We start from the raw sequence: 24154 nt of genomic DNA, 5'->3' as shown, positions 1-24154 counted from the left end.
ATTGGACACGAAAAATGAGGTTCTAGGGGGATTTCGACATGTTAGAGTTTGATACTACTCAAGATCAATTAGCAAATATAAAAGTTATCGGTGTCGGCGGTGGCGGAAACAATGCTGTAAACCGTATGATTGAACATGGTGTACAAGGTGTAGACTTTATCGCTGTGAATACTGATGCACAAGCATTAAATCTATCAAAAGCTGAAACGAAAATGCAAATTGGTGGAAAATTAACGCGTGGACTTGGTGCAGGCGCAAACCCTGAAGTAGGGAAAAAAGCTGCAGAAGAAAGTAAAGAACAGATTCAGGAAGCACTTCGTGGTGCGGATATGGTCTTCGTAACTGCTGGTATGGGCGGCGGAACTGGAACTGGTGCAGCTCCAGTTGTTGCTCAAGTTGCAAAAGAACTAGGTGCGTTAACAGTTGGTGTTGTAACACGCCCATTTACATTTGAAGGACGTAAACGTGCAACTCAAGCTGCATCTGGTATTGCATCATTTAAAGAAAATGTAGATACACTTATTGTAATTCCAAATGATCGCTTATTAGAGATTGTTGATAAAAATACGCCAATGTTAGAAGCGTTCCGTGAAGCAGATAACGTATTACGTCAAGGTGTTCAAGGTATTTCTGATTTAATTGCTACACCAGGTCTAATCAACTTAGACTTTGCAGACGTAAAAACAATTATGTCTAATAGAGGTTCTGCTTTAATGGGTATCGGTTCTGGTAATGGTGAAAATCGTGCAGCTGAAGCTGCGAAAAAAGCGATTTCTAGTCCATTACTAGAAACATCTATTGATGGAGCTCAAGGTGTTATTATGAACATTACGGGCGGCGCAAACTTAAGTTTATATGAAGTACAAGAAGCGGCAGACATTGTAGCTTCAGCTTCGGATCCAGAAGTAAATATGATCTTCGGTTCTGTTATTAATGAAGGATTAAAAGATGATATCGTTGTCACTGTAATTGCAACTGGTTTTGATGATAGTGCTTCGACGCAGCCACCAAAACCAATTATCCGTCCGACTGCGAATCATTCACAACAACAACAACAACCAGTAGCTCAACCTTCAAAACAACGTGAAGTTAAGCGTGAAATGAAACGTGAAGAGCCGGTTATGCATGATCGTCATACAGATTCAGATGACATCGATATTCCAGCATTCTTACGTAACCGTCGTAGACGATAAAAGAAAAGGAGCTTTCATGCTCCTTTTTTTTGTTGTCTAAATGGAAAAGATCTGCTAAGCAGATCTTTTTTTATTATTTTGCATATGGAGAGTCCAGTCCTATTTTTAAGCTATAAGCTGTGATAAATAAAGTGAAACTTTAATTAGTAGGGGTTGTTCATCCAAAATGATTGTTAGCCCGACTCCCGCTTAACTTCTGTACTTTTTTGTAGCAGAATTTTGAGGCAGGGGTGTTACTGCCCGCAAATAGCAAGATTAGCTTTGTATATATATAATTCAATTATTATGTATACAAGTAAGAGATTTATATTATTCTATGAAAAATACACTTTTATTTTTTACCGACAGATTATGTCTAGAAATCACAAAATAACAAAAAAAACCCTCCACCAATTGACACACTTTCCTATTGGATATGCATTATACTAGTCTCAACTTAAAAAAAGAGGTGAATTGTTTGGTTGTTTACGCCGACATTGTTTGGTTGTTAAACGCCTGCATTGATTTTCTTTTACTTTTATTAACAGCCACCGTGTTAAAAAAGAGAATCAAAAGATGGAGGCTTGTGTTAGGGGCATTTATAGGTTCAACTATTGTTATTTTCGCCTTTACGCCTTTTGCTTCTATGATGACACATCCAATTATGAAACTATTGTATTCGTTACTTATTGTGTATACAGCATTTGGATTTTCAACATTTAGAAATTATGCACAAACTGTTTTTACTTTCTATTTTGTAACCTTTATGGTTGGTGGAGGATTAATTGGAACGCATTACTTTTTACAAACGAACGAAATGGTAAATGGGTTAGTTCAATCTAAATCAGTTTCTTACGGTGATCCAATTAGTTGGTTGTTTGTTATTTTTGGTTTTCCAGTAATTTATTATTTTTCTAAAAAGCGTATAGAAAGCGTAGAGGTCACAAAGATACACTATGATCAAATCGTGAAAGTGAAAATTCAATTAGCTGGAGAGGAACTAGAACTAGCAGGTCTAATTGATAGTGGGAACCAACTTTATGACCCGTTAACAAAAACACCCGTTATGATTATGCATATTTCATCATTAGAACATTGTTTGCCAGCTTGGTTAACAGAACAAATTTATTCCAAAACAGAAATTCCTCAAATACCAGAAAATGATTCTGGGTGGGCGACGAAACTACGTTTAATTCCTTTCCGAGCAGTAGGAGTAGAGAATCAATTTTTATGGGCAATTAAGCCAGATTGTGTGCAAGTTTATCATGAAGGTTTGGTTGTTGTAAACAAAGTACTGATTGGATTAAATACACAACAATTATCTACCAATGGAGAGTATCAATGCATTGTACATCCGAAAATGTTGATTTCGCAAAAGATGGTAATTGCTTAATTATGAGAGGCGGGATAATATGGTGAAATTTAAATTTTATTTGGTATACCTTTGGTATAAAGTATTGCTGAAATTAGGAATTAAGACCGATGAAATTTATTATATTGGCGGAAGTGAAGCGTTGCCACCGCCGTTAACGAAAGACGAAGAGGCAGTTCTTTTGAATAAATTACCAAATGGAGATCAGGCTGCCAGATCGATGCTTATTGAACGTAATCTACGGCTTGTTGTATATATAGCAAGAAAATTTGAAAATACAGGGATAAATATTGAGGATTTGATTAGTATAGGAACAATTGGTCTTATTAAGGCAGTGAATACATTTAATCCAGAAAAGAAAATTAAATTAGCAACATATGCATCTCGTTGTATAGAAAATGAAATTTTAATGCATTTGCGTCGAAATAATAAAAATCGTTCGGAAGTTTCTTTTGATGAACCGCTTAACATTGATTGGGACGGAAATGAACTGTTATTATCAGATGTGTTAGGTACAGATGATGACATTATTACAAAAGATTTAGAAGCTACTGTAGATCGTCATCTTTTAATGAAAGCATTGCATCAATTAAATGATCGTGAAAAACAAATTATGGAGCTTCGGTTTGGACTCGCTGGTGGCGAAGAGAAGACACAAAAAGATGTGGCTGATATGCTTGGAATTTCACAGTCGTATATTTCTCGTTTGGAAAAAAGAATTATAAAAAGATTACGAAAAGAATTTAATAAAATGGTGTGAAGAATAAGACCAGTCGGTATCTAGACTGGTCTTATTTTCTTTTTGTGCATTAGGAAATATGATGTTTGTGAAAAACGATGGGAAAACCGTATGCATAAAATCCCCTTCAAAGGAAATACTTTACACTGTACAGCAACTCCCGATAGGAGGGAACACTTTGACGAGAAACAAAGTAGAAATTTGCGGTGTTGATACAGCTAAACTTCCAGTACTAAAAAATGAAGAGATGCGTAAATTATTTCGTGAAATGCAAAGTGGAGAGATAAGCGCCAGAGAGAAATTAGTGAATGGAAACTTACGTCTTGTACTGAGCGTCATCCAAAGATTTAATAACAGAGGAGAATATGTTGATGATTTATTTCAAGTTGGTTGCATTGGACTTATGAAATCCATTGATAACTTTGATTTAGGCCAAAATGTAAAATTTTCAACGTATGCTGTGCCGATGATTATTGGGGAAATACGCAGATATTTGCGTGATAACAATCCAATTCGCGTATCTCGCTCATTACGAGATATTGCGTATAAAGCGTTGCAAGTAAGAGAAAAATTGATTGCTGAAAATTCCAAAGAACCAACAGCAATGGATATTGCCAAAGTTCTTGAAGTGACACATGAAGAAATTGTCTTTGCGTTAGATGCTATTCAAGATCCAGTTTCATTATTTGAACCGATTTATAATGATGGAGGAGATCCTATCTTTGTTATGGATCAGTTAAGTGATGAAAAACAAAAGGACGAGCAGTGGGTTGAAGAACTAGCGTTGAAAGAAGGGATGAAGCGTTTGAATGATCGTGAGAAAATGATTATTCGAAAACGGTTCTTCCAAGGAAAGACACAGATGGAAGTTGCCGAAGAAATTGGGATTTCTCAAGCACAAGTATCACGTTTGGAGAAGTCTGCTATTAAGCAAATGAATAAGACGATTCAAGGATAAGGTCCTCACCAGTTATGGTGAGGCCTTTTTTATATATAATATTTTGCTCTCATAGTACAGTGGGTAGGTTCATATAATGAAAATGAAATGGATGTTCTATTAGTAGCGGTTATATACTGTTTACCCGCTTCAAAATTCGGCTGAAGTAAGAAGTTAGATGGAAGCGGAGCTACCCGAAAAAGTCCGATTAGCATGGGCTAATAATCAGTAGGGATGGGAAAAATCCCACTGATTAAGGTTTCACTTTATTTGAGAGCGTAATTATGATTCATGATATAAGGGAGAGGATGAATATGATACGAATTTCGGAGTTTCAAATGAAGGATGTTGTAAATATTTTAGATGGAAAAAGGCTTGGAAATATTGGAGATATTGATTTTGATATAGACACAGGTAAGATTAGGACAGTTATTATTTCCAAGCAGACACGTATGCTAGGACTCTTTGGAAAGGAAGTAGAATTTGTGATTCCTTGGGAGCAAATTATGAAAATTGGGGAAGATGTCATACTTGTCAGAGTAGATAATATTAATTCTGTAACAGAATCAATACAAACACCGACAATTTCATAAAGAATATTACAAATTCCCCTTTTTTTTCAGTTGTCATTATGAAAAAATAAAAGTATGGTAAAATAGACAGGAAGTACCATGCTTTTTTCTGTTATTTTAATTAAAAGGAGCCGCTTTATGAGAGAACCATTTAAATATGTGGACGGTATACTGTATTTACAAGCGTGGAAAGAAATTGGAAACATTACTGTTGGATTTACGACAAAAGATGGTGGAGTAAGTACAGGCTCCTTTCATGCGATGAATTTAGGATTACATGTGAATGATATCGTGGAGAATGTTCATGAAAACAGACGCATTTTAGCGAATAAGTTACAAAAACCATTAGAAAAATGGATTTGCTCTGAACAAGTTCATGACCATCATGTTGAGAAAGTAGGACTGCAAGAAAAAGGGAAAGGCGTTTATTCATATGAAGACGGTATTCCAAAAACGGATGGCATTTATACGACTAACAAAGATGTTCTCTTAACATCTTGTTACGCTGATTGTGTTCCGCTCTATTTTTATGCACCATCACATGATATGATAGGACTTGCGCATGCTGGGTGGAAAGGGACTGTAACAGAGATTGCGAAAGAAATGATTCAAAAGTGGAATGCAGAAGGTGTTTCAAGTGATGAAATTCATGTCGCAATTGGTCCTGCAATCGGATCATGTTGTTATGTTGTTGATGATCGTGTATTAACAGCAGCGCAGCAAGTAGTAAACGGATCAGTTCCCTATAAAGTAATTTCTGATGGTCAGTATGCAATTAATTTAAAAGAAGTTAATCGTATATTATGTGTACAAGCAGGTATAAAAGAAGAACATATTGTAATGTCATCTCTTTGTACAAGCTGTGAAGAACAATTATTTTTCTCTCATCGTCGTGATCAAGGTAAGACGGGGAGAATGTTGAGTTTCATAGGTTTTAAGGAGGAGTGAAGCAAGTGACAGTGCAAGGGAATTTAGCAGATGTAAACGAAGCAATTAAAGAATCTTGTGCACGAGCTGGACGTTCGACGAAAGATATTAAGCTCGTTGCAGTTACAAAAACTGTAGGAATTGAAAAAACAAGCGAAGTAATTGAAGCAGGAATTATTGACTTAGGTGAAAATAGAAATGAAGGTTTCTTACAAAAATACGAGCATTTCGGTTCAAAAGTGAATTGGCATTTTATTGGCTCATTACAAACGAGAAAAGTAAAAGAAATCATTAATGAGATTGATTATTTACATTCATTAGATCGTCTCTCACTTGCACAAGAAATTCAAAAACGTGCTGATAAGAAAGTTAAATGCTTTATTCAAGTGAAAACATCATCTGAAGAATCAAAGCAAGGATTGGCGATAGAAGAAACAATTTCTTTTATTCAAAGTTTGCAAGAATTGGATAAGATTGAAGTGGTAGGATTAATGACAATGGCTCCGTTTACAGGAGAAGAGGAAGAGATTCGTCGCTGCTTTAAGGAATTACGCATGCTACAAACAGAAGTGCAGGAGCTAGAATTATTACATGCACCATGTAAAGAATTATCAATGGGAATGTCAAATGATTACACGATTGCAATTGAGGAAGGCGCTACATATATTCGTTTGGGAACGGTTTTAGTAGGAAAAGCGTAAGAGGAAGGAGAAAGTTATTATGAGTTGGTCAAAAGTAAAATACTTCTTTTTTGACACACCGGAAGAAAAAGAAGCAGCTCAATATAGTTATGAAAAGGAGCAAACAGACATGAAAAAACAACAAGATCCCCCAGAACAACAAGATGTTCCGTTTGCGAAAGTGCAACCGAAGCAAAATGTAGTGAGTATTGAAACAGCGAAGCAATCTTCAAAAGTTGTTTTACTAGAACCACGCACATATTCGGAAGCGCAAGGCATTTCGGATCACTTAAAAGGTAGACGAGCTGTTGTAATTAATTTGCAAAGAATGTCTACAGATCAAGCTGTACGTATCGTTGACTTTTTAAGTGGTACTGTATACGCTATAGGCGGGGACATTCAAAAAATAGGCCCGAAAACATTTATGTGTACACCTGAAAATGTTGATATCGTTGGTGCGATTTCAGAGTTATTCGGTGAAGAAGAAGAGACAAATATAAAGAGGTGGTAATACGCCATGACAACAGTTGTACAAGTATTGCAGTCTGCTATTCAAATTTATTCCTATGCGCTTATCATTTATATTCTTTTGTCTTGGTTCCCAGGTGCAAGAGAATCAAAATTTGGTGATTTTCTTGCACGCATTTGCGAACCTTATTTAGAGCCTTTTAGGAAATTTATTCCACCGCTTGGTATGATTGATATTTCTCCACTTGTTGCGATTTTCACATTGAATCTCGCTAGTAGAGGATTGACAAGTTTGTTTTTTTATTTTGTTTAGCGAAAGGCTACATACATGAGCATCTACGAGCATTTTAGACCTGATGAAGAGGTCTTTGTGGATAAAGTAATAGAGTGGAAACAGGCTGCTGAGTACCATCAAGTCAAGTTAACAGATTTTCTTGATCCAAGACAGCAACAAATTGTTTCTATGGTAATAGGGCAAGGAGATGTAGCTGTACGGTTTGATGGTGCGATGCCTGAAGCCGAACGAAAAAGAGCACTAATTTATCCAGATTATCTAGAATTAAATGAAGAGGAATTTCAAGTAGAAGTATTAGAAATTGACTATCCTTCCAAGTTTTTCACGCTAGAACATAGGCAAATATTAGGTGCATTCATGTCACTTGGTTTAACAAGGGAAAAATGTGGTGATATTTTGCTTCAAGAAGATCGTGCCCAAATTGCAGTTGCGAAAGAAGTTGTATCCTATATTGAAATGAACTTACAATCAATAGGGAAAATGAAAGTCACACTCTCTCCTATACAAGTAGAGAAAGTTTTGCGTGTAGGTGAAAAGTGGGGAGAAAAATCTGGAACAGTTTCGTCACTTCGTCTAGATGTTTTATTAGCTGAAATGCTGCATATATCTAGGCAGAAAGTACAGCCTCTTATAAAAGGTGGCCTAGTAAAAGTCAATTGGAAAACAGTAGAGCAAACTTCGTATGAATGTTTTCCGGGTGATGTTTTCTCGGTTAGAGGGTATGGACGAAGTAAATTATTTTCTGTAGAAGGTAAAACGAAGCGCGACAAATGGAGAGTTTTGTATGGTATACTAAAATGATTGGTTTTTTAGAAGGAAATTCTCTTATTTTGTCGAAGAAAAGATATAATTGAAAGAGGAAATTTAGATAACTACTTGGAGGTGGCGTTGTGCCGTTAACACCATTAGATATTCATAACAAAGAATTTGGTCGCGGATTCCGTGGCTACGATGAAGATCAAGTAAATGAATTTCTTGATCAAATCATCAAAGATTATGAATTAGTCATTCGTGAGAAAAAAGCTTTAGAAGAAAAGGTTGCACAATTAGAAGGAAAGTTAGATCATTTTTCTAATATTGAAGATACGCTTAACAAATCTATCATTGTCGCACAAGAAGCTGCTGAAGAAGTGAAACGTAATGCACAAAAAGAAGCAAAATTAATTGTACGTGAAGCAGAAAAAAATGCAGATCGTATCATTAATGAAGCATTAGTGAAATCAAGAAAAGTTGCATTTGATATTGAAGAGTTAAAGAAACAAGCGAAAGTATTCCGCACTCGTTTCCGTATGTTGTTAGAAACACAGCTTGAAATGTTAAGCAACGATGATTGGGACAAATTAATTGAGTTAGAAGACGAAGTGGACGAACTGTTGAAAAAAGAAGAAACAGTGTAAGCTTGACGTTTTTCTTATTATTACATATAATTTTAAACAGCATATTTATTAAGAAAAACGAAGATAGGGATAAGTACCTTTTTCATACCTTATATAGCGAACTGAGGATAGTGTAAGCTCAGGATAAGGAGATAATGGGAATATCACCCTGGAGTTCCGCGCTGAACAAATTTAGTAAGCGTAGGCGTATATTCGCGTTAAGAATATAAAGAGGACCTTATGCATTTGTATATGGTCTACTAGGGTGGTACCGCGGGAGACTTTCTCGTCCCTTTTTGGGATGAGAGGTCTCTTTTTTATTCCCTTTTTTAAGGTCTGTCGTTTATATATTTAAGGAGGAATTGAGCATGGAGTACAAAAATACATTACTAATGCCAAAAACAGAATTCCCGATGCGTGGGAATTTACCGAAACGTGAGCCTGCAATGCAAGAAACATGGGCTGAAATGAATATTTATGAAAAGGTACAAGAACATACAAAAGGTCGTCCTTTATTTGTACTACATGATGGACCTCCATATGCAAATGGTGACATCCATATGGGACACGCACTAAATAAAGTGTTAAAAGACTTTATTGTTCGTTTTAAATCAATGACAGGATACTGTGCACCATATGTGCCAGGTTGGGATACGCACGGTTTACCAATTGAACAAGCTTTAACGAATAAAGGTGTAAAGCGTAAAGAAATGACAGTTGCTGAGTTCCGTAAATTATGCGCAGAGTATGCATATGAGCAAGTAGAACGTCAACGTGAACAATTTAAGCGTTTAGGTGTACGTGCAGATTGGGATAATCCATATATTACTTTAGAGCCAGCTTATGAAGCACAACAAATTAAAGTGTTTGGTGACATGGCGAAAAAAGGTTATATCTATAAAGGACAGAAACCAGTTTACTGGTCTCCAACGAGTGAATCAGCTTTAGCAGAAGCTGAAATTGAATACCAAGATAAAAAATCAGCATCTATTTACGTAGCATTCCCTGTAAAAGACGGAAAGAACGTATTAGAAGGTGATGAGAAGTTCATTATTTGGACAACAACACCTTGGACGTTACCTGCTAACTTAGGTATTTCTGTTCATCCAGAACTTGAATATGCTATTGTGAACGTAAATGATGAGAAATATATTATTGCTTCTGAACTATTTGAGACAGTTGAAAAAACGTTAGAATGGGAAAATGCTGAAGTTGTGAAAACGGTAAAAGGTAGCGAACTTGAGTATACAGTTGCAAAACACCCATTCTACGATCGTGACTCATTAGTTATGCTAGGGGAGCACGTTACAACAGATGCTGGTACAGGTTGTGTTCATACAGCACCAGGACACGGGGAAGACGATTTCCTTGTTGGTAAGAAATATGGTTTAGAAGTTCTTTGTCCAGTTGATGATAAAGGTGTATTAACAAATGAAGCACCTGGATTTGAAGGTCTATTCTATGATAAAGCTAATAAACCAATTACGGAAAAATTAGAAGAAGTAGGTGCGTTACTAAAATTAACATTTATTACGCATTCATACCCACATGATTGGAGAACGAAAAAACCAATTATTTTCCGTGCAACAGCACAGTGGTTTGCATCTATTGAAGCATTCCGTAAAGAATTATTACAAGCTGTTGAAGAAACGAAATGGGTTCCAGCATGGGGTGAAACTCGTCTTCATAATATGGTTCGTGACCGTGGTGATTGGTGTATTTCTCGTCAACGTGCATGGGGTGTACCGATTCCAGTATTTTATGCGGAAAATGGAGACCCAATTATTACAGATGAAACAATTAGCAATGTAGCAGATTTATTCCGTGAACACGGTTCTAACGTATGGTTCGAGCGTGAAGCGAAAGATCTATTACCAGAAGGATTTACACATCCAGGTAGCCCAAATGGTGAATTCCGTAAAGAAACAGACATTATGGATGTATGGTTTGATTCAGGTTCTTCTCACCAAGCGGTATTAGAAGAGCGTGATGATTTACAACGTCCAGCAGATTTATATTTAGAAGGATCTGACCAATATCGTGGTTGGTTTAACTCTTCATTATCAACAGCAGTTGCTGTAACAGGTAAAGCACCGTATAAAGGTGTTCTAAGCCACGGTTTCGTACTAGATGGTGACGGACGTAAAATGAGTAAGTCGATTGGAAACATCGTCGTACCGAAGAAAATTATGGATCAATTAGGCGGAGATATTTTACGCTTATGGGTATCTTCTGTTGACTATCAATCTGATGTACGTATTTCAGATGATATTTTAAAACAAGTAGCAGAAGTATATCGTAAAATCCGTAATACATTCCGTTTCTTATTAGGAAACTTAGATGACTTTAATCCAAGTGAAAATACAGTGGCGGCAGCTGAGCTTCGTGAAGTTGACCGTTATATGTTAGTAAAATTAAATGAATTAATTACAAAAGTGAAAGAAGCGTATGAAGCATATGACTTTGCAGCAGTATATCACGCAATTCATAACTTCTGTACAATTGATTTAAGCTCATTCTATTTAGACTTTGCGAAAGACATTTTATACATTGAAGGTGCAAATCACCAAGATCGCCGCGCGATTCAAACAGTATTATATGATGTTCTTGTTGCATTAACAAAACTTGTAACACCAATCTTACCTCATACAGCTGATGAAGTATGGCCTTATGTTCCTGGTGCAGAAGAAGAAAGTGTACAGTTAACTAATATGCCAGAAGTTGTAGAAGTAGATGGTGCTGAAGCGTTAAAAACAAAATGGGATGCATTTATGACGTTACGTGATGACGTATTAAAAGCTTTAGAAGTCGCTCGTAATGAAAAAGTAATTGGTAAGTCATTAAATGCAAGTATTACACTATATCCGACTGCAGAAATGAAAGCTATGTTAGAGTCTATTAGTGAAGACTTAAAGCAACTATTTATTGTTTCTGAGTATAAACTTGGTGGTATGATAGAAGAAGCTCCGGCAGATGCACCTAAGTATGAGCATACAGCGGTTGTTGTAGCTCAAGCAACTGGTGATACGTGTGAACGTTGTTGGGTTGTTTCAGAAACAATTGGCAAAGATGCGGAACATGAAACATTGTGTGAGCGCTGTGCAACAGTTGTTAAAGAAAACTACGTAAAATAATGAAAAAACTGACTGCTCATAAGAGTAGTCAGTTTTTTGTTGATGATATATCGAAATAACTTTCACTCTCTTTCCTATGAAGGAAAAATGTGTGTGAGGTAAGCATAGAAATTTCGGACACACTAATTGTACATTGCAGCTGGGAGGAATGTACACGTGAATGAAATTTATATGGAAATAAAAGAAGAATTGCAATTGATGAGAAAAGAGTTGCAAGATAGACTGGCGAAAGAAGTAATGCACACATACTATATGGAATTTGGGCAAGAACTTGGATACGGAATAAAGGAAGAGACAAAGAAAAAATTGCTATTACATGATATAAAAGAGGATTTAAAAGATGTAGAACGTGCATTGTTTAAAATGGAAATAGATATGTACGGTATTTGTGAAGAAACTGGAAGAGCGATTTCTACAAAACAAATGAAAACAATGCCGACTGCTCGTACTATTCATGAATTTTTCTATGAAAAGGTAAATGTATGAATACGCACAACGATATTATGTTACCTTTTTTTAATTTATTTTATTCTTCTATAAAGGTTCATTGTGAAAAGGCAGCAGCTATGCTAAAATTTTGAGGTACACTGTCTTTATGGGGGAAATGAAAATGATATATTATGTAATAGCGTTATTTGTCATTGCCATCGATCAAATATCGAAATGGCTAATTGTAAAGAACATGGAATTGGGTACGAGCATTCCGATTATCGATAATGTATTATACATAACATCACATCGAAATAGAGGAGCTGCCTGGGGTATTTTAGAAAATAAAATGTGGTTTTTCTACATTATTACAGTCATTTTCGTAGCATTTATCGTATTTTATATGAAAAAATATGCGAAAACGGACAAGCTTCTAGGTATTTCATTAGGTCTAATTTTAGGCGGAGCAATTGGCAATTTTATTGATCGTGTATTTAGACAAGAAGTAGTGGATTTCATTCACGTGTATATTTTCTCGTACAACTATCCAGTATTCAATATAGCTGACTCAGCATTATGTATTGGAGTTGTATTAATTATTATTCAAACAGTATTAGAAGGAAAGAAAACGAAGGAGTAATTGAATGAGTGAAGTAGTACAAGTAACAGTTGCAGAAGAACAAAAAAGCGAGCGAATTGATAAATTCGTTGCAGAAATAAACAGTGAATGGTCACGTTCACAAGTGCAGCAATGGATTAAAGATGCTGTTGTGACAGTAAATGGGAAATCAGTTAAAGGGAATTATAAAGTAAAAGGAAATGATGAAATTACAGTAACAATTCCCGAGCCAGAAGAGTTAGATATTCAACCGGAAGATATGAATTTAGAAGTTTATTATGAAGATGCCGATGTACTAGTTGTAAATAAGCCGCGTGGCATGGTAGTACATCCAGCACCAGGGCATACGAAAGGTACGCTTGTAAACGGACTTATGCATCATTGTACAGACCTATCAGGTATTAACGGTGTAATGCGTCCTGGTATAGTACACCGTATTGATAAGGATACATCTGGATTATTAATGGTTGCTAAAAATGATGTGGCGCACGAATCACTTGTAAATCAACTTGTAGCAAAAACGGTAACAAGACGCTACAAAGCGATTGTACATGGTGTAATTCCACATGATAAAGGAACAATTGATGCTCCAATTGGTCGTGATAAAAAAGAACGTCAAAGTATGACCGTTGATGAAAATGGTAAGAATGCTGTTACACATTTCCAAGTGTTAGAGCGATTTAAGGATTTCACACTTGTAGAATGTCGCTTAGAAACGGGACGTACACACCAAATTCGTGTTCATATGAAATATATTGGTTATCCACTTGCAGGGGATCCAAAGTATGGTCCGAAGAAAACATTAGATATGAATGGACAAGCACTTCATGCAGGGATTTTAGGTTTCGATCACCCTCGTACTGGTGAATATATTGAGTTTGAGGCACCGATTCCAGAAGTGTTTGAAGAAGCGCTAAATATTTTACGGAAATAGTATTGACAAATCATAAGAAAACTGAGATACTGACAACAGTTAAATAATGATCCTTTAACACAGCCCCGTGAGGTTGAGAAGGTAACGGTTTGAAATACTTAGGGTATGTTGTACCCTTTTTTCAAAAGTCCTCTCGCACACGCTGAGAGGACTTTTTTTATACCATTACTCTCACGCAAGAAAAAAAGCTTGGAGGTGTAGAGCATGCAAGAGAAAGCTGTAGTTTTAGATGACCAAATGATTCGCCGCGCTTTAACACGAATTAGTCATGAAATCGTGGAACGAAATAAAGGTGTCGATAATTGTGTTCTTGTCGGAATAAAAACACGTGGAATTTTTATTGCACAACGTTTGGCAGAACGAATTGGTCAAATTGAAGGAAAAGAGATGGAAGTAGGAGAGTTAGATATTACGTTATATCGTGATGATTTAACACTACAATCGAAACATAAAGAACCACTTGTAAAAGGTTCTGATATTCCTGTAGATATTACGAAGAAAAAAGTTATCCTTGTGGATGATGTGTTATATACAGGAAGAACAGTTCGAGCAGCAATGGATGCTCTTATGGATTTAGGTAGACCATCACAAATCCAATTGGCTGTTCTTGTTGATAGAGGTCATCGTGAATTACCAATTCGCGCTGATTATGTAGGAAAGAACATTCCAACATCTAGTGAAGAGCGTATCGAAGTTGATTTGCAAGAGACAGATCAACAAGATCGAGTAAGCATATACGATAAGTAAAGCCCTTTTAAATGTAGTCCTGTGAGGCTGCCAAAGGGTCTTGGCTTTCATATGTCAAATTTGGCATACGAAAGTGTAGGACTCTTTGTGCACAGGCACAAAGAGTTTTTTTATTGCAAAAATCAAAACTGAAGGAGGATGTAACAATGGAGCAAAAGCCAGTGTTAGACATTCATGAAGTACCGAAACCGGGAAAATGGTTATTATTAAGTATACAACATTTGTTCGCGATGTTTGGATCAACAGTGCTTGTTCCGTTTTTAACAGGACTGAATCCATCAGTAGCTTTAATATCAAGTGGATTAGGAACGCTAGCGTTTCTTCTAATAACGAAAGGTCAAGTACCAGCATATTTAGGATCATCATTCGCCTTTATTGCACCAATTATTACAGCGAAAACAGCAGGTGGACCTGGAGCAGCGATGCTTGGTGGAATGCTTGCGGGACTTGTGTACATCTTAATCTCACTCGGAATTAAGAAATCTGGGTCAGAATGGATTATGAAATTACTTCCGCCAATCGTAGTTGGACCAGTCGTAATGGTAATCGGTTTATCTTTAGCACATACAGCAGTGAACATGGCGATGAACGGTGCGGATGGTAAGTATAGCATTACACACTTTTCAGTAGCATTAGTAACATTAGCAATTACAATCATTTGCTCCATATTCGGGAGAGGGTTTTTCAGTATCATACCAGTGCTACTTGGAATCATCGGCGGGTATATATTCGCTTACTTCCAAGGGCTAGTAGATTTAAAGCCAGTAGCTGAGGCGAAATGGTTTGTCATACCAGATTTCACAGTACCGTTTGTAACATACACTCCGGAGTTTTCATGGAAAATTGTACTCTTAATGGTACCAGTTGCACTTGTAACAATTTCAGAACATATCGGACATCAAATTGTACTTGGAAATGTTATTAAAAGAGATTTAATTGAAAAACCAGGTTTACATCGTTCAATCTTCGGTGATGGGGTAGCAACATTGATCGCATCACTAATAGGAGGACCACCGAATACAACATATGGTGAAAACATCGGTGTGCTAGCAATTACGAGAGCATACAGTGTATACTTATTCATCGGTTCAGCAGTGTTCGCAATCATGTTTGGATTTATCGGGAAGATTTCAGCACTGATTCATTCGATTCCAACACCGGTTATGGGTGGTGTATCAATCTTACTCTTCGGTGTAATCGCATCAAGTGGTTTACGCATGATGGTAGACGATAAAACAGACTTAGGCGACAAACGAAACTTAATGATTGCATCAGTTATACTAGTAATCGGTATTGGCGGGGCGGTACTACACGTAGGTGAATCGTTCCAAGTAGAAGGAATGGCACTAGCAGCAATTGTCGGTGTACTATTAAATCTACTACTACCGGAGACAAAACAAACAAATAAAACAAAACAATCTAAGCAGATTGCTTCATAAAAATAACCTTTTAATTCAGTCCTGTGAGATAGAAAAGGGTGGCTACTTTAACGCACCCTAGTCTCAAAGGCTAGGGTATTTTTATGCAGTTATTGTTATATAAATTCAATGATGTTATCATAAAAAACAGAAAGATGAGGGATGACGATGAGCCATTTGTTAACGATGAGTGAATTATCGGAACAAGAAATTTCAGAAATCCTAAAAGACGCAGAAAATTTCGCGAATGGAAAAGAGAGAAAAACGACAGAGCAAACATTTGTTGCGAACTTGTTCTTTGAGAATAGTACGAGGACGAGATTTAGCTTTGAAGTTGCTGAGAAGAGATTAGGACTTGAAGTATTAGACTTTTCCGCAGATGCATCTAGCGTACAAAAAGGAGAAACTTTATACGATACGATAAGAACACTAGAATCAATCGGAACAAAAGCGGTAGTCATCCGCCATGAGCAAGATCGTTATTTCGATGAATTAAAAAATCAGGTGAATATCCCAATCTTGAACGCTGGAGATGGATGTGGAAATCATCCAACGCAATGTCTACTCGATCTTCTAACAATTAAACAAGAGTTTGGAAGATTTGAAGGTTTGAAGATTGCAATAGTTGGGGATGTTCGTCATAGCCGAGTAGCACGTTCTAATGCAGAAGCATTAACGAAACTGGGCGCGACAATTTACTTTGCAAGCCCAGAAGAGTGGAAAGATGAAGAGAACACATTTGGAACGTACAAGAGTTTAGATGAACTTGTTCCAGAAGTGGATGTGATGATGTTACTTCGTGTACAACATGAGCGTCATGACCATTATGAAACAGACATTATGAAAGAGTATCACGAGCAACATGGGTTAACAGTTGAAAGAGAAAAACGTATGAAAGAAGGAAGCATTATTATGCATCCAGCCCCTGTAAACCGTGATGTTGAAATTGCGAGTGAACTTGTCGAGTGTGAACGCTCACGCATATTTAAGCAAATGGAAAACGGGGTCTACGTAAGAATGGCTGTACTAAAACGCGCATTACCAAATGTATTAGGAGGAATGAAACATGAATTATTTGTTTAAAAACGGTCGTTATATGAATGAAGAAGGAACAATTGTAGCAACAGATCTTCTTGTACAAGACGGTAAAATTGCGAAGGTAGCAGAAAATATTACGGCAGATAATGCTGAAGTAATCGATGTAAATGGAAAGTTAATCGCACCTGGATTAGTAGATGTACACGTTCATCTTCGTGAACCAGGTGGTGAACATAAAGAAACAATTGAAACAGGAACACTTGCAGCAGCAAAAGGTGGATTTACTACAATTTGCGCAATGCCAAACACACGCCCAGTACCAGATTGTAAAGAACATATGGAAGACCTGCAAAAGCGTATTAAAGAAAAAGCACATGTAAATGTATTACCATATGGAGCAATTACAGTACGTCAAGCAGGTTCTGAAATGACTGATTTTGAAACGTTAAAAGAACTTGGAGCGTTTGCTTTCACTGATGATGGCGTAGGTGTGCAAGATGCAAGCATGATGTTAGCTGCAATGAAGCGTGCAGCGAAATTAAATATGGCAGTTGTTGCACACTGTGAAGAGAACACACTTATTAATAAAGGATGTGTACATGAAGGGAAGTTTTCTGAGAAACACGGATTAAACGGTATCCCATCAGTATGTGAATCCGTACATATTGCCCGGGACATCTTACTTGCGGAAGCTGCAAATTGCCACTATCACGTATGTCACGTAAGTACAAAAGGATCTGTACGTGTAATCCGTGACGCGAAACGTGCTGGAATTAAGGTGACAGCAGAAGTAACACCGCATCACTTAGTATTATGTGAAGATGATATCCCATCGGCTGATCCTAACTTTAAAATGAATCCACCGCTTCGAGGAAAAGAAGATCATGCAGCGTTAATTGAAGGACTATTAGATGGAACAATTGATATGATCGCAACTGACCATGCACCGCATACTGCAGAAGAGAAAGCGCAAGGGATTGAAAGAGCGCCGTTCGGAATTACTGGTTTTGAAACAGCATTCCCGCTTTTATATACGAACCTTGTGAAAAAAGAAATCATTACATTAGAGCAACTAATTCAATTCTTAACAGAAAAACCAGCTGACACATTCGGTTTAGAAGCAGGGCGCCTAACAGAAGGTAGAACAGCGGATATTACAATTATCGATTTAGAACAAGAAGAAGAAATTGATCCAACAACATTCTTATCAAAAGGAAAGAATACACCATTCGCAGGTTGGAAATGCCAAGGTTGGCCGGTTATGACAATCGTTGGTGGTAAGATCGCATGGCAAAAGGAGAGTGCATTAGTATGAAAAGACAACTTATCTTAGAAGATGGAACGGTATTAATTGGAAAAGGTTTCGGAGGAGAAATCGAAAAGTCAGGTGAGGTTGTATTTACAACTGGGATGACTGGATATCAAGAAACTTTATCTGATCCATCATACTGCGGTCAAATCGTAACATTTACGTATCCATTAATCGGAAACTACGGCATTAACCGTGATGATTTTGAATCAATTCACCCATCTGTAAATGGTTTAATCGTAAACGAAATTTGTGATCACCCATCAAATTTCCGTAATGAAATTTCGTTAAATGATTACTTGAAAGAAAGAAATATCCCAGGATTAGCAGGAATTGATACGAGAAAATTAACAAGAAAAATTCGTGAATATGGAACTTTACGCGGACGTCTTTGCAATATGGATGTGGATGTAGAGGACATCGTTAGCCAATTGAAAGCAACTGTCTTTACAGATCATGTGAAACGCGTATCAACAAAAGACCCATACCCAAGTCCAGGCCGTGGTCATCGCGTTGTACTTGTAGACTTCGGAATGAAACATGGTATTTTACGAGAATTAAATAAGCGTGACTGTGATGTAATTGTTGTACCTTACAATACAACAGCAGAAGAAATTTTACGTCTTAGCCCAGATGGAATTATGTTAAGTAATGGACCTGGGGACCCAAAAGATGTACCAGAAGCAATTGAAATGTTAAAAGACATTATTGGTAAAGTTCCTTTATTCGGGATTTGCCTAGGACATCAATTGTTCGCGCTAGCATCTGGTGCGAATACAAGTAAGTTAAAATTCGGTCACCGTGGTTTAAATCATCCAGTAAAAAATCTTGCAACTGGAAAAGTAGCAATTACATCTCAAAACCATGGTTACGCAGTAGAAGAGGAATCAGTTGGAAATACAGAACTTGAAATTACACATGTTGCTTTAAATGATGGAACAGTAGAAGGTCTTCGTCATACGAAATTCCCAGCATTTACAGTGCAATACCATCCAGAAGCTTCTGCAGGACCAGAAGATGCAAATGATTTATTCGAAGATTTCTTAGCAATGATTGAAAACTTCAAGAAAGAAGGGGAAGAGTTATGCCAAAACGCCTAGACATTAACACAATTTTAGTAATCGGATCAGGACCAATTGTAATTGGGCAAGCAGCAGAGTTTGATTACTCTGGTACACAAGCTTGTCAATCTCTTAGAGAAGAAGGTTACAAAGTAATCCTTGTTAACTCTAACCCAGCAACAATTATGACAGATACTGCAACAGCAGATAAAGTATATATAGAACCATTAACACTAGAATTCGTAAGCCGTATTATTCGTAAAGAACGTCCAGATGCACTCCTACCAACATTAGGTGGTCAAACAGGCCTGAATATGGCTGTTGAACTTGCGAAATCAGGCATACTTGAAGAGTGCGGAGTTGAAATTTTAGGAACAAAATTATCAGCAATCGAGCAAGCCGAGGATCGTGACTTATTCCGTACATTAATGCAGGAATTAAATGAACCAATTCCATCTAGTACTATTATTCATACGCTGGAAGAAGCACATGAATTTGTAAAAGAAATTGGTTATCCAGTTATTGTTCGCCCAGCATTTACAATGGGGGGAACAGGTGGCGGAATCTGTAATAATGAAGAGGAGCTAATTGAAATCGTATCAGGTGGATTAAAACATAGTCCAGTAACACAATGTTTATTAGAAAAGAGTATTGCTGGTTGTAAGGAAATTGAATATGAAGTAATGCGTGATTCGAATGATAACGCGATTGTAGTATGTAACATGGAAAATATCGATCCGGTTGGGGTTCACACAGGTGATTCTATCGTTGTAGCACCGAGCCAAACATTAAGTGACCGTGAGTATCAAATGTTACGAAACACTTCATTACGAATTATTCGCGCATTAGGAATTGAAGGTGGATGTAACGTTCAGCTTGCACTTGATCCACATAGCTTCCAATACTATGTAATCGAAGTAAACCCGCGTGTGAGTCGTTCGTCTGCACTAGCATCTAAAGCAACTGGATATCCAATTGCGAAGCTAGCGGCGAAAATTGCAGTCGGTTTAACATTAGATGAAATTGTAAACCCAGTAACACAAAAAACATACGCTTGCTTCGAGCCAGCATTAGACTATGTTGTTTCAAAAATTCCACGTTGGCCATTTGATAAGTTTGAATCAGCAAACAGAACACTTGGTACACAAATGAAGGCAACTGGTGAAGTTATGTCAATCGGACGTAACTTAGAACAATCATTATTAAAAGCGATCCGTTCTTTAGAGCTTGGCGTTTATCACCTAGAGTTAGACCACTTAAAAGAGCTTGATAAAGAAACGATGAAAAAGCGTATTATAAAAGCTGATGACGAGCGTCTGTTCGTTGTAGCAGAAGCGATCCGTCAAGGTGTAACGAAAGAAGAAATCAACGAATGGTGTGAAATGGACTTCTTCTTCTTACAAAAAGTTGAAAATATCGTAAACATGGAACGCGAAGTAAAAGCGAATGTAGGAAATATGGAAGTGTTACAATCTGCGAAAGAAATGGGCTTCAGTGACCATTACATCGCCAATGCTTGGAACAAAACAGAGCGTGAAATTTACGATATGCGTAAAGAAAGCAATATGACTCCTGTTTATAAGATGGTAGATACTTGTGCGGCAGAGTTTGAATCTGCAACACCATACTACTACAGCACATATGGTGACGAGAATGAATCGATTGTAACAGATCGTAAGAGTGTAGTTGTACTAGGATCTGGTCCAATCCGTATTGGTCAAGGTGTTGAGTTTGATTATGCAACAGTTCACTCTGTATGGGCAATAAAAGAAGCTGGATATGAGGCAATCATTGTTAATAACAACCCTGAAACAGTTTCAACAGACTTCAGTATTTCTGACAAATTATACTTTGAACCATTAACAATCGAAGATGTAATGCACATTATCGATTTAGAAAAGCCAGAAGGTGTTATCGTCCAATTCGGTGGACAAACGGCAATTAACTTAGCAGCTAAATTAGAAGCACACGGTGTGAAAATCTTAGGAACATCACTTGAAGATTTAGACCGTGCAGAAGATCGTGATAAGTTTGAAGCAGCTTTAACAAAGCTCGGTATCCCGCAACCAGTTGGTAAAACAGCAACGACTGTAGAGCAAGCAGTAGCGATTGCTGACAAAATTGGTTACCCAGTATTAGTAAGACCATCTTACGTACTAGGTGGACGTGCGATGGAAATCGTATATCGTCAAGAAGAATTACTGCATTACATGAAAAATGCGGTTAAAGTTCACGCAGATCACCCAGTATTAATCGACCGTTATATGGTTGGTAAAGAAATTGAAGTAGATGCAATTTCAGACGGTGAGAATGTATTCATTCCAGGTATTATGGAACATATCGAACGCGCTGGAGTTCACTCTGGGGATTCAATTGGAGTATATCCACCACAGAGCTTATCTGAAAAACTAAAAGAACAAATTATTGAACATACAATTGCGCTTGGAAAAGGTTTAAACATTGTTGGATTACTAAACATTCAGTTTGTAGTATTCAAAGATGAAGTGTATGTAATTGAAGTAAATCCACGTGCGAGCCGTACAGTACCATTCTTAAGTAAAATTACAGGCGTACCGATGGCAAATATCGCAACGAAAGTTATTTTAGGTCAAAACCTTGTAGAACAAGGATATGGAACTGGCTATCACCCAGAAGAGAAGGAAGTGTATGTAAAAGCACCGGTATTCTCATTTGCGAAACTACGCTCAGTTGATACAACATTAGGGCCTGAAATGAAATCAACAGGGGAAGTAATGGGTAAAGATTTAACGCTTGAAAAAGCATTATATAAAGGACTTGTTGCTTCAGGAATTAACATTCCAACGCACGGATCAGTAATTATCACTGTAGCGGATAAAGATAAAGAAGAAGCGCTGGAAATTGCAAAACGCTTCCATGAAATCGGCTATAACTTATTAGCAACAGCAGGAACAGCACAATCCCTAACAGAACAAAACATTCCGGTGCAAGTTGTAAACAAAATTGATTCTGAAGACTACAACTTACTTGATATTATCCGTCAAGGGAAAGCGCAGTTTGTAATCAATACATTAACAAAAGGAAAACAACCAGCGCGTGATGGTTTCCGCATTCGCCGTGAATCAGTAGAAAATGGTGTGGCTTGCTTAACATCACTTGATACAACGAGAGCAATCTTGAGAGTATTAGAATCTATGACATTCTCAGCTCATTCAATGAAAGAAATTACGCAAACGAAGCGTCACGAGGTGGTACATGCATGATGCAAAAGCAAAATATGATCGTCGTTAACCAAAAAGAAATCGCAAAAAACATTTACGAATTAGTGCTTCAAGGGGATCTAGTGCAGCAAATGAAGGATCCAGGGCAGTTTGTACACATTAAGGTAGCAGAGGGCATTACGCCCCTTCTGCGCCGCCCAATTAGTATTTGTAATGTTGATCAAGACAAGAACGAATTTACAATGCTATATCGTGCGGAAGGACAAGGAACAAAAACATTAGCGAAAAGAAAACAAGGTGAACTTGTAGATGTGTTAGGACCACTTGGTCATGGATTTCCTGTAGAAGAAGCGCAATCTGGACAAACGGCTCTATTAGTTGGTGGGGGGATTGGTGTACCACCACTATATGAATTGTCACAGCGTCTTGTAGCAAAAGGAGTACGCGTTATTCACATCTTAGGTTTCCAAACGAAAGATGTTGTCTTCTATGAAGAGAAATTCGCAGAGCTTGGTGATACGTATGTTGCAACAGTTGATGGTACACATGGTACAAAAGGGTTTGTAACAGATGTAATTGATAGCTATGGAATTGACTTTGACATTCTCTACTCATGTGGACCTTTAGCGATGCTTCGTGCATTAGAAGGACGCTATAAGGAGAGAAAAGCCTACATTTCATTAGAAGAACGTATGGGCTGTGGCATCGGAGCATGTTTCGCGTGTGTATGCCATTTACAAGCAGATCCGAGTGGACATTCTTACAAGAAGGTGTGTAGCGACGGACCAGTATTTCCAATCGGGGAGGTTGTACTATGAACAGATTGCAAGTTGAATTACCAGGGTTATCATTAAAAAATCCAATCATCCCAGCATCTGGTTGCTTCGGATTTGGTCGTGAGTATGCACAGTTCTATGATTTAAGTGTACTTGGATCAATTATGATTAAAGCGACAACAGAACAACCTCGTTATGGAAACCCAACGCCTCGTGTTGCTGAAACACCAGGCGGAATGCTAAATGCAATCGGGCTTCAAAATCCTGGATTAGAAAAGGTAATGAATTCTGAATTACCTTTTCTCGAGCAATTTGATCTTCCGATTATTGCAAACGTTGCGGGTTCACAAGCTGAGGATTACGTAGCGGTTGCGAAGGCAATTTCAAAGGCACCTAATGTTCATGCGCTAGAATTAAATATTTCTTGTCCAAACGTAAAAACGGGTGGTATCGCTTTTGGTACAAATCCTGAAATTGCTGCTGATTTAACGAAGCGAGTAAAAGAGGTTTCTGAAGTACCGGTATATGTGAAATTGTCACCGAACGTGGCAAACATTGTGGAAATTGCAAAAGCAATTGAAAATGCGGGTGCGGACGGTTTAACGATGATTAATACATTGCTTGGTATGCGTCTAGATTTAAAAACTGCAAAACCAATTTTAGCAAACCGTACGGGCGGACTATCAGGGCCTGCGATTAAGCCAGTAGCAATTCGTATGGTACATGAAGTAAGTCAAGCGGTTAACATTCCGATTATCGGAATGGGTGGTATTGAAACAGCGGAAGATGTAATTGAATTCTTCTATGCTGGCGCAAGCGCGGTTGCAGTTGGAACGGCGAACTTTATCGATCCGTTCGTATGTCCGACAATTATTGAAGAATTACCAGCATTACTAGATGAATTAGGATTTGATCACATTTCGGAATGTCGAGGAAGGAGCTGGAAGTAAG

The 24154-nt window shown here is 37.5% G+C and carries 23 protein-coding genes and 1 other annotated feature; all 23 genes read left to right on the top strand.

Going from position 1 to position 24154, the window contains the following annotated elements:
* The first annotated feature begins 38 nt into the window (after positions 1 to 38).
* The 23 genes from ftsZ (at position 39) to pyrD (ending at position 24153) form a co-directional block, all read left to right on the top strand.
* Positions 39 to 1193, top strand: coding sequence for a cell division protein FtsZ (gene ftsZ, locus MHI07_RS18190; protein ID WP_016106026.1), 1155 nt, complete (start codon positions 39 to 41; stop codon positions 1191 to 1193).
* Positions 1194 to 1650: 457 nt separating this feature from the next.
* Positions 1651 to 2565, top strand: a complete 915-nt coding sequence (gene spoIIGA, locus MHI07_RS18185) for a sigma-E processing peptidase SpoIIGA (protein WP_002111432.1) — start codon at positions 1651 to 1653, stop codon at positions 2563 to 2565.
* Between the two features lie 19 nt (positions 2566 to 2584).
* Positions 2585 to 3304 (top strand): RNA polymerase sporulation sigma factor SigE, encoded by a 720-nt coding sequence (gene sigE, locus MHI07_RS18180; protein WP_002111431.1) that lies wholly within the window; start codon positions 2585 to 2587, stop codon positions 3302 to 3304.
* Between the two features lie 157 nt (positions 3305 to 3461).
* Complete coding sequence (sigG, locus tag MHI07_RS18175) at positions 3462 to 4241, top strand: RNA polymerase sporulation sigma factor SigG (protein WP_000197755.1); 780 nt, start codon at positions 3462 to 3464, stop codon at positions 4239 to 4241.
* Positions 4242 to 4534: 293 nt separating this feature from the next.
* A complete protein-coding gene (locus MHI07_RS18170) occupies positions 4535 to 4813 on the top strand; it encodes a YlmC/YmxH family sporulation protein (RefSeq protein ID WP_033710824.1) in 279 nt (92 codons plus the stop codon).
* A 117-nt stretch (positions 4814 to 4930) separates the two neighbouring features.
* Entirely contained in the window at positions 4931 to 5740 is an 810-nt protein-coding gene (gene pgeF / locus MHI07_RS18165; RefSeq protein ID WP_016106025.1) for a peptidoglycan editing factor PgeF, read from the top strand.
* Positions 5741 to 5745: 5 nt separating this feature from the next.
* A complete protein-coding gene (locus tag MHI07_RS18160; protein ID WP_016106024.1) occupies positions 5746 to 6420 on the top strand; it encodes a YggS family pyridoxal phosphate-dependent enzyme in 675 nt (224 codons plus the stop codon).
* A 19-nt stretch (positions 6421 to 6439) separates the two neighbouring features.
* On the top strand, positions 6440 to 6910 hold the full coding sequence (locus MHI07_RS18155) for a cell division protein SepF (protein WP_002014721.1): 471 nt from the start codon (positions 6440 to 6442) through the stop codon (positions 6908 to 6910).
* A 6-nt stretch (positions 6911 to 6916) separates the two neighbouring features.
* The gene (locus MHI07_RS18150) at positions 6917 to 7180 is read left to right on the top strand and encodes a YggT family protein (protein ID WP_002111425.1); all 264 of its coding nucleotides are present in this window, start codon (positions 6917 to 6919) and stop codon (positions 7178 to 7180) included.
* Positions 7181 to 7195: 15 nt separating this feature from the next.
* Positions 7196 to 7963 (top strand): YlmH family RNA-binding protein, encoded by a 768-nt coding sequence (locus MHI07_RS18145; protein WP_002111424.1) that lies wholly within the window; start codon positions 7196 to 7198, stop codon positions 7961 to 7963.
* Positions 7964 to 8052: 89 nt separating this feature from the next.
* Positions 8053 to 8559 (top strand): septum site-determining protein DivIVA, encoded by a 507-nt coding sequence (gene divIVA, locus MHI07_RS18140; RefSeq protein ID WP_002088249.1) that lies wholly within the window; start codon positions 8053 to 8055, stop codon positions 8557 to 8559.
* Between the two features lie 51 nt (positions 8560 to 8610).
* Positions 8611 to 8835, top strand: a binding site (T-box leader).
* A gap of 71 nt (positions 8836 to 8906) precedes the next feature.
* Positions 8907 to 11672 carry an isoleucine--tRNA ligase gene (ileS2, locus tag MHI07_RS18135; protein ID WP_002160707.1) on the top strand — a complete coding sequence of 922 codons (2766 nt, stop codon included), beginning with the start codon at positions 8907 to 8909 and terminating at the stop codon, positions 11670 to 11672.
* A 156-nt stretch (positions 11673 to 11828) separates the two neighbouring features.
* Positions 11829 to 12158 (top strand): hypothetical protein, encoded by a 330-nt coding sequence (locus MHI07_RS18130; RefSeq protein ID WP_002160708.1) that lies wholly within the window; start codon positions 11829 to 11831, stop codon positions 12156 to 12158.
* A gap of 124 nt (positions 12159 to 12282) precedes the next feature.
* Complete coding sequence (gene lspA, locus MHI07_RS18125) at positions 12283 to 12741, top strand: lipoprotein signal peptidase LspA (protein ID WP_002088246.1); 459 nt, start codon at positions 12283 to 12285, stop codon at positions 12739 to 12741.
* Between the two features lie 4 nt (positions 12742 to 12745).
* Entirely contained in the window at positions 12746 to 13654 is a 909-nt protein-coding gene (locus tag MHI07_RS18120) for an RluA family pseudouridine synthase (RefSeq protein WP_002111420.1), read from the top strand.
* Positions 13655 to 13858: 204 nt separating this feature from the next.
* Entirely contained in the window at positions 13859 to 14401 is a 543-nt protein-coding gene (gene pyrR / locus MHI07_RS18115; protein WP_001156489.1) for a bifunctional pyrimidine operon transcriptional regulator/uracil phosphoribosyltransferase, read from the top strand.
* A 146-nt stretch (positions 14402 to 14547) separates the two neighbouring features.
* Positions 14548 to 15840 (top strand): uracil permease, encoded by a 1293-nt coding sequence (gene uraA / locus MHI07_RS18110; protein ID WP_002111419.1) that lies wholly within the window; start codon positions 14548 to 14550, stop codon positions 15838 to 15840.
* A 147-nt stretch (positions 15841 to 15987) separates the two neighbouring features.
* A complete protein-coding gene (pyrB, locus tag MHI07_RS18105) occupies positions 15988 to 16902 on the top strand; it encodes an aspartate carbamoyltransferase (RefSeq protein ID WP_088079281.1) in 915 nt (304 codons plus the stop codon).
* Complete coding sequence (gene pyrC / locus MHI07_RS18100) at positions 16886 to 18172, top strand: dihydroorotase (RefSeq protein ID WP_002160710.1); 1287 nt, start codon at positions 16886 to 16888, stop codon at positions 18170 to 18172. The genes pyrB and pyrC overlap by 17 nt, the downstream gene beginning before the upstream one ends.
* Positions 18169 to 19266: a carbamoyl phosphate synthase small subunit gene (locus tag MHI07_RS18095; protein ID WP_016106020.1), complete on the top strand. Its 1098-nt coding sequence runs from the start codon at positions 18169 to 18171 to the stop codon at positions 19264 to 19266. The genes pyrC and MHI07_RS18095 overlap by 4 nt, the downstream gene beginning before the upstream one ends.
* Positions 19251 to 22469, top strand: a complete 3219-nt coding sequence (gene carB / locus MHI07_RS18090) for a carbamoyl-phosphate synthase large subunit (protein ID WP_002146052.1) — start codon at positions 19251 to 19253, stop codon at positions 22467 to 22469. The genes MHI07_RS18095 and carB overlap by 16 nt, the downstream gene beginning before the upstream one ends.
* Complete coding sequence (gene pyrK / locus MHI07_RS18085) at positions 22466 to 23245, top strand: dihydroorotate oxidase B electron transfer subunit (RefSeq protein ID WP_002160712.1); 780 nt, start codon at positions 22466 to 22468, stop codon at positions 23243 to 23245. The genes carB and pyrK overlap by 4 nt, the downstream gene beginning before the upstream one ends.
* The gene (gene pyrD, locus MHI07_RS18080) at positions 23242 to 24153 is read left to right on the top strand and encodes a dihydroorotate oxidase B catalytic subunit (RefSeq protein WP_016106019.1); all 912 of its coding nucleotides are present in this window, start codon (positions 23242 to 23244) and stop codon (positions 24151 to 24153) included. Before pyrK ends, pyrD begins: the two co-directional genes overlap by 4 nt.
* The last annotated feature ends 1 nt before the right edge of the window (position 24154 follow it).

It is taken from the genome of Bacillus sp. FSL H8-0545 (assembly GCF_038006105.1).
GTDB lineage: Bacteria > Bacillota > Bacilli > Bacillales > Bacillaceae_G > Bacillus_A > Bacillus_A cereus_U.
Note: the sequence above shows the minus strand (reverse complement) of the source record. Positions and strands in the feature narration are given on the sequence as shown.

What these genes read in the sequence shown, in the direction of transcription:
- ftsZ (WP_016106026.1), top strand. Translation starts at nt 39, where the DNA reads ATGTTAGAGTTTGATACTACTCAAGATCAATTAGCAAATATAAAAGTT.
- sigE (WP_002111431.1), top strand. Translation starts at nt 2,585, where the DNA reads ATGGTGAAATTTAAATTTTATTTGGTATACCTTTGGTATAAAGTATTG.
- MHI07_RS18170 (WP_033710824.1), top strand. Translation starts at nt 4,535, where the DNA reads ATGATACGAATTTCGGAGTTTCAAATGAAGGATGTTGTAAATATTTTA.
- pgeF (WP_016106025.1), top strand. Translation starts at nt 4,931, where the DNA reads ATGAGAGAACCATTTAAATATGTGGACGGTATACTGTATTTACAAGCG.
- MHI07_RS18155 (WP_002014721.1), top strand. Translation starts at nt 6,440, where the DNA reads ATGAGTTGGTCAAAAGTAAAATACTTCTTTTTTGACACACCGGAAGAA.
- MHI07_RS18150 (WP_002111425.1), top strand. Translation starts at nt 6,917, where the DNA reads ATGACAACAGTTGTACAAGTATTGCAGTCTGCTATTCAAATTTATTCC.
- MHI07_RS18145 (WP_002111424.1), top strand. Translation starts at nt 7,196, where the DNA reads ATGAGCATCTACGAGCATTTTAGACCTGATGAAGAGGTCTTTGTGGAT.
- ileS2 (WP_002160707.1), top strand. Translation starts at nt 8,907, where the DNA reads ATGGAGTACAAAAATACATTACTAATGCCAAAAACAGAATTCCCGATG.
- lspA (WP_002088246.1), top strand. Translation starts at nt 12,283, where the DNA reads ATGATATATTATGTAATAGCGTTATTTGTCATTGCCATCGATCAAATA.
- MHI07_RS18120 (WP_002111420.1), top strand. Translation starts at nt 12,746, where the DNA reads ATGAGTGAAGTAGTACAAGTAACAGTTGCAGAAGAACAAAAAAGCGAG.
- pyrR (WP_001156489.1), top strand. Translation starts at nt 13,859, where the DNA reads ATGCAAGAGAAAGCTGTAGTTTTAGATGACCAAATGATTCGCCGCGCT.
- uraA (WP_002111419.1), top strand. Translation starts at nt 14,548, where the DNA reads ATGGAGCAAAAGCCAGTGTTAGACATTCATGAAGTACCGAAACCGGGA.
- pyrB (WP_088079281.1), top strand. Translation starts at nt 15,988, where the DNA reads ATGAGCCATTTGTTAACGATGAGTGAATTATCGGAACAAGAAATTTCA.
- pyrC (WP_002160710.1), top strand. Translation starts at nt 16,886, where the DNA reads ATGAATTATTTGTTTAAAAACGGTCGTTATATGAATGAAGAAGGAACA.
- MHI07_RS18095 (WP_016106020.1), top strand. Translation starts at nt 18,169, where the DNA reads ATGAAAAGACAACTTATCTTAGAAGATGGAACGGTATTAATTGGAAAA.
- carB (WP_002146052.1), top strand. Translation starts at nt 19,251, where the DNA reads ATGCCAAAACGCCTAGACATTAACACAATTTTAGTAATCGGATCAGGA.
- pyrK (WP_002160712.1), top strand. Translation starts at nt 22,466, where the DNA reads ATGATGCAAAAGCAAAATATGATCGTCGTTAACCAAAAAGAAATCGCA.
- pyrD (WP_016106019.1), top strand. Translation starts at nt 23,242, where the DNA reads ATGAACAGATTGCAAGTTGAATTACCAGGGTTATCATTAAAAAATCCA.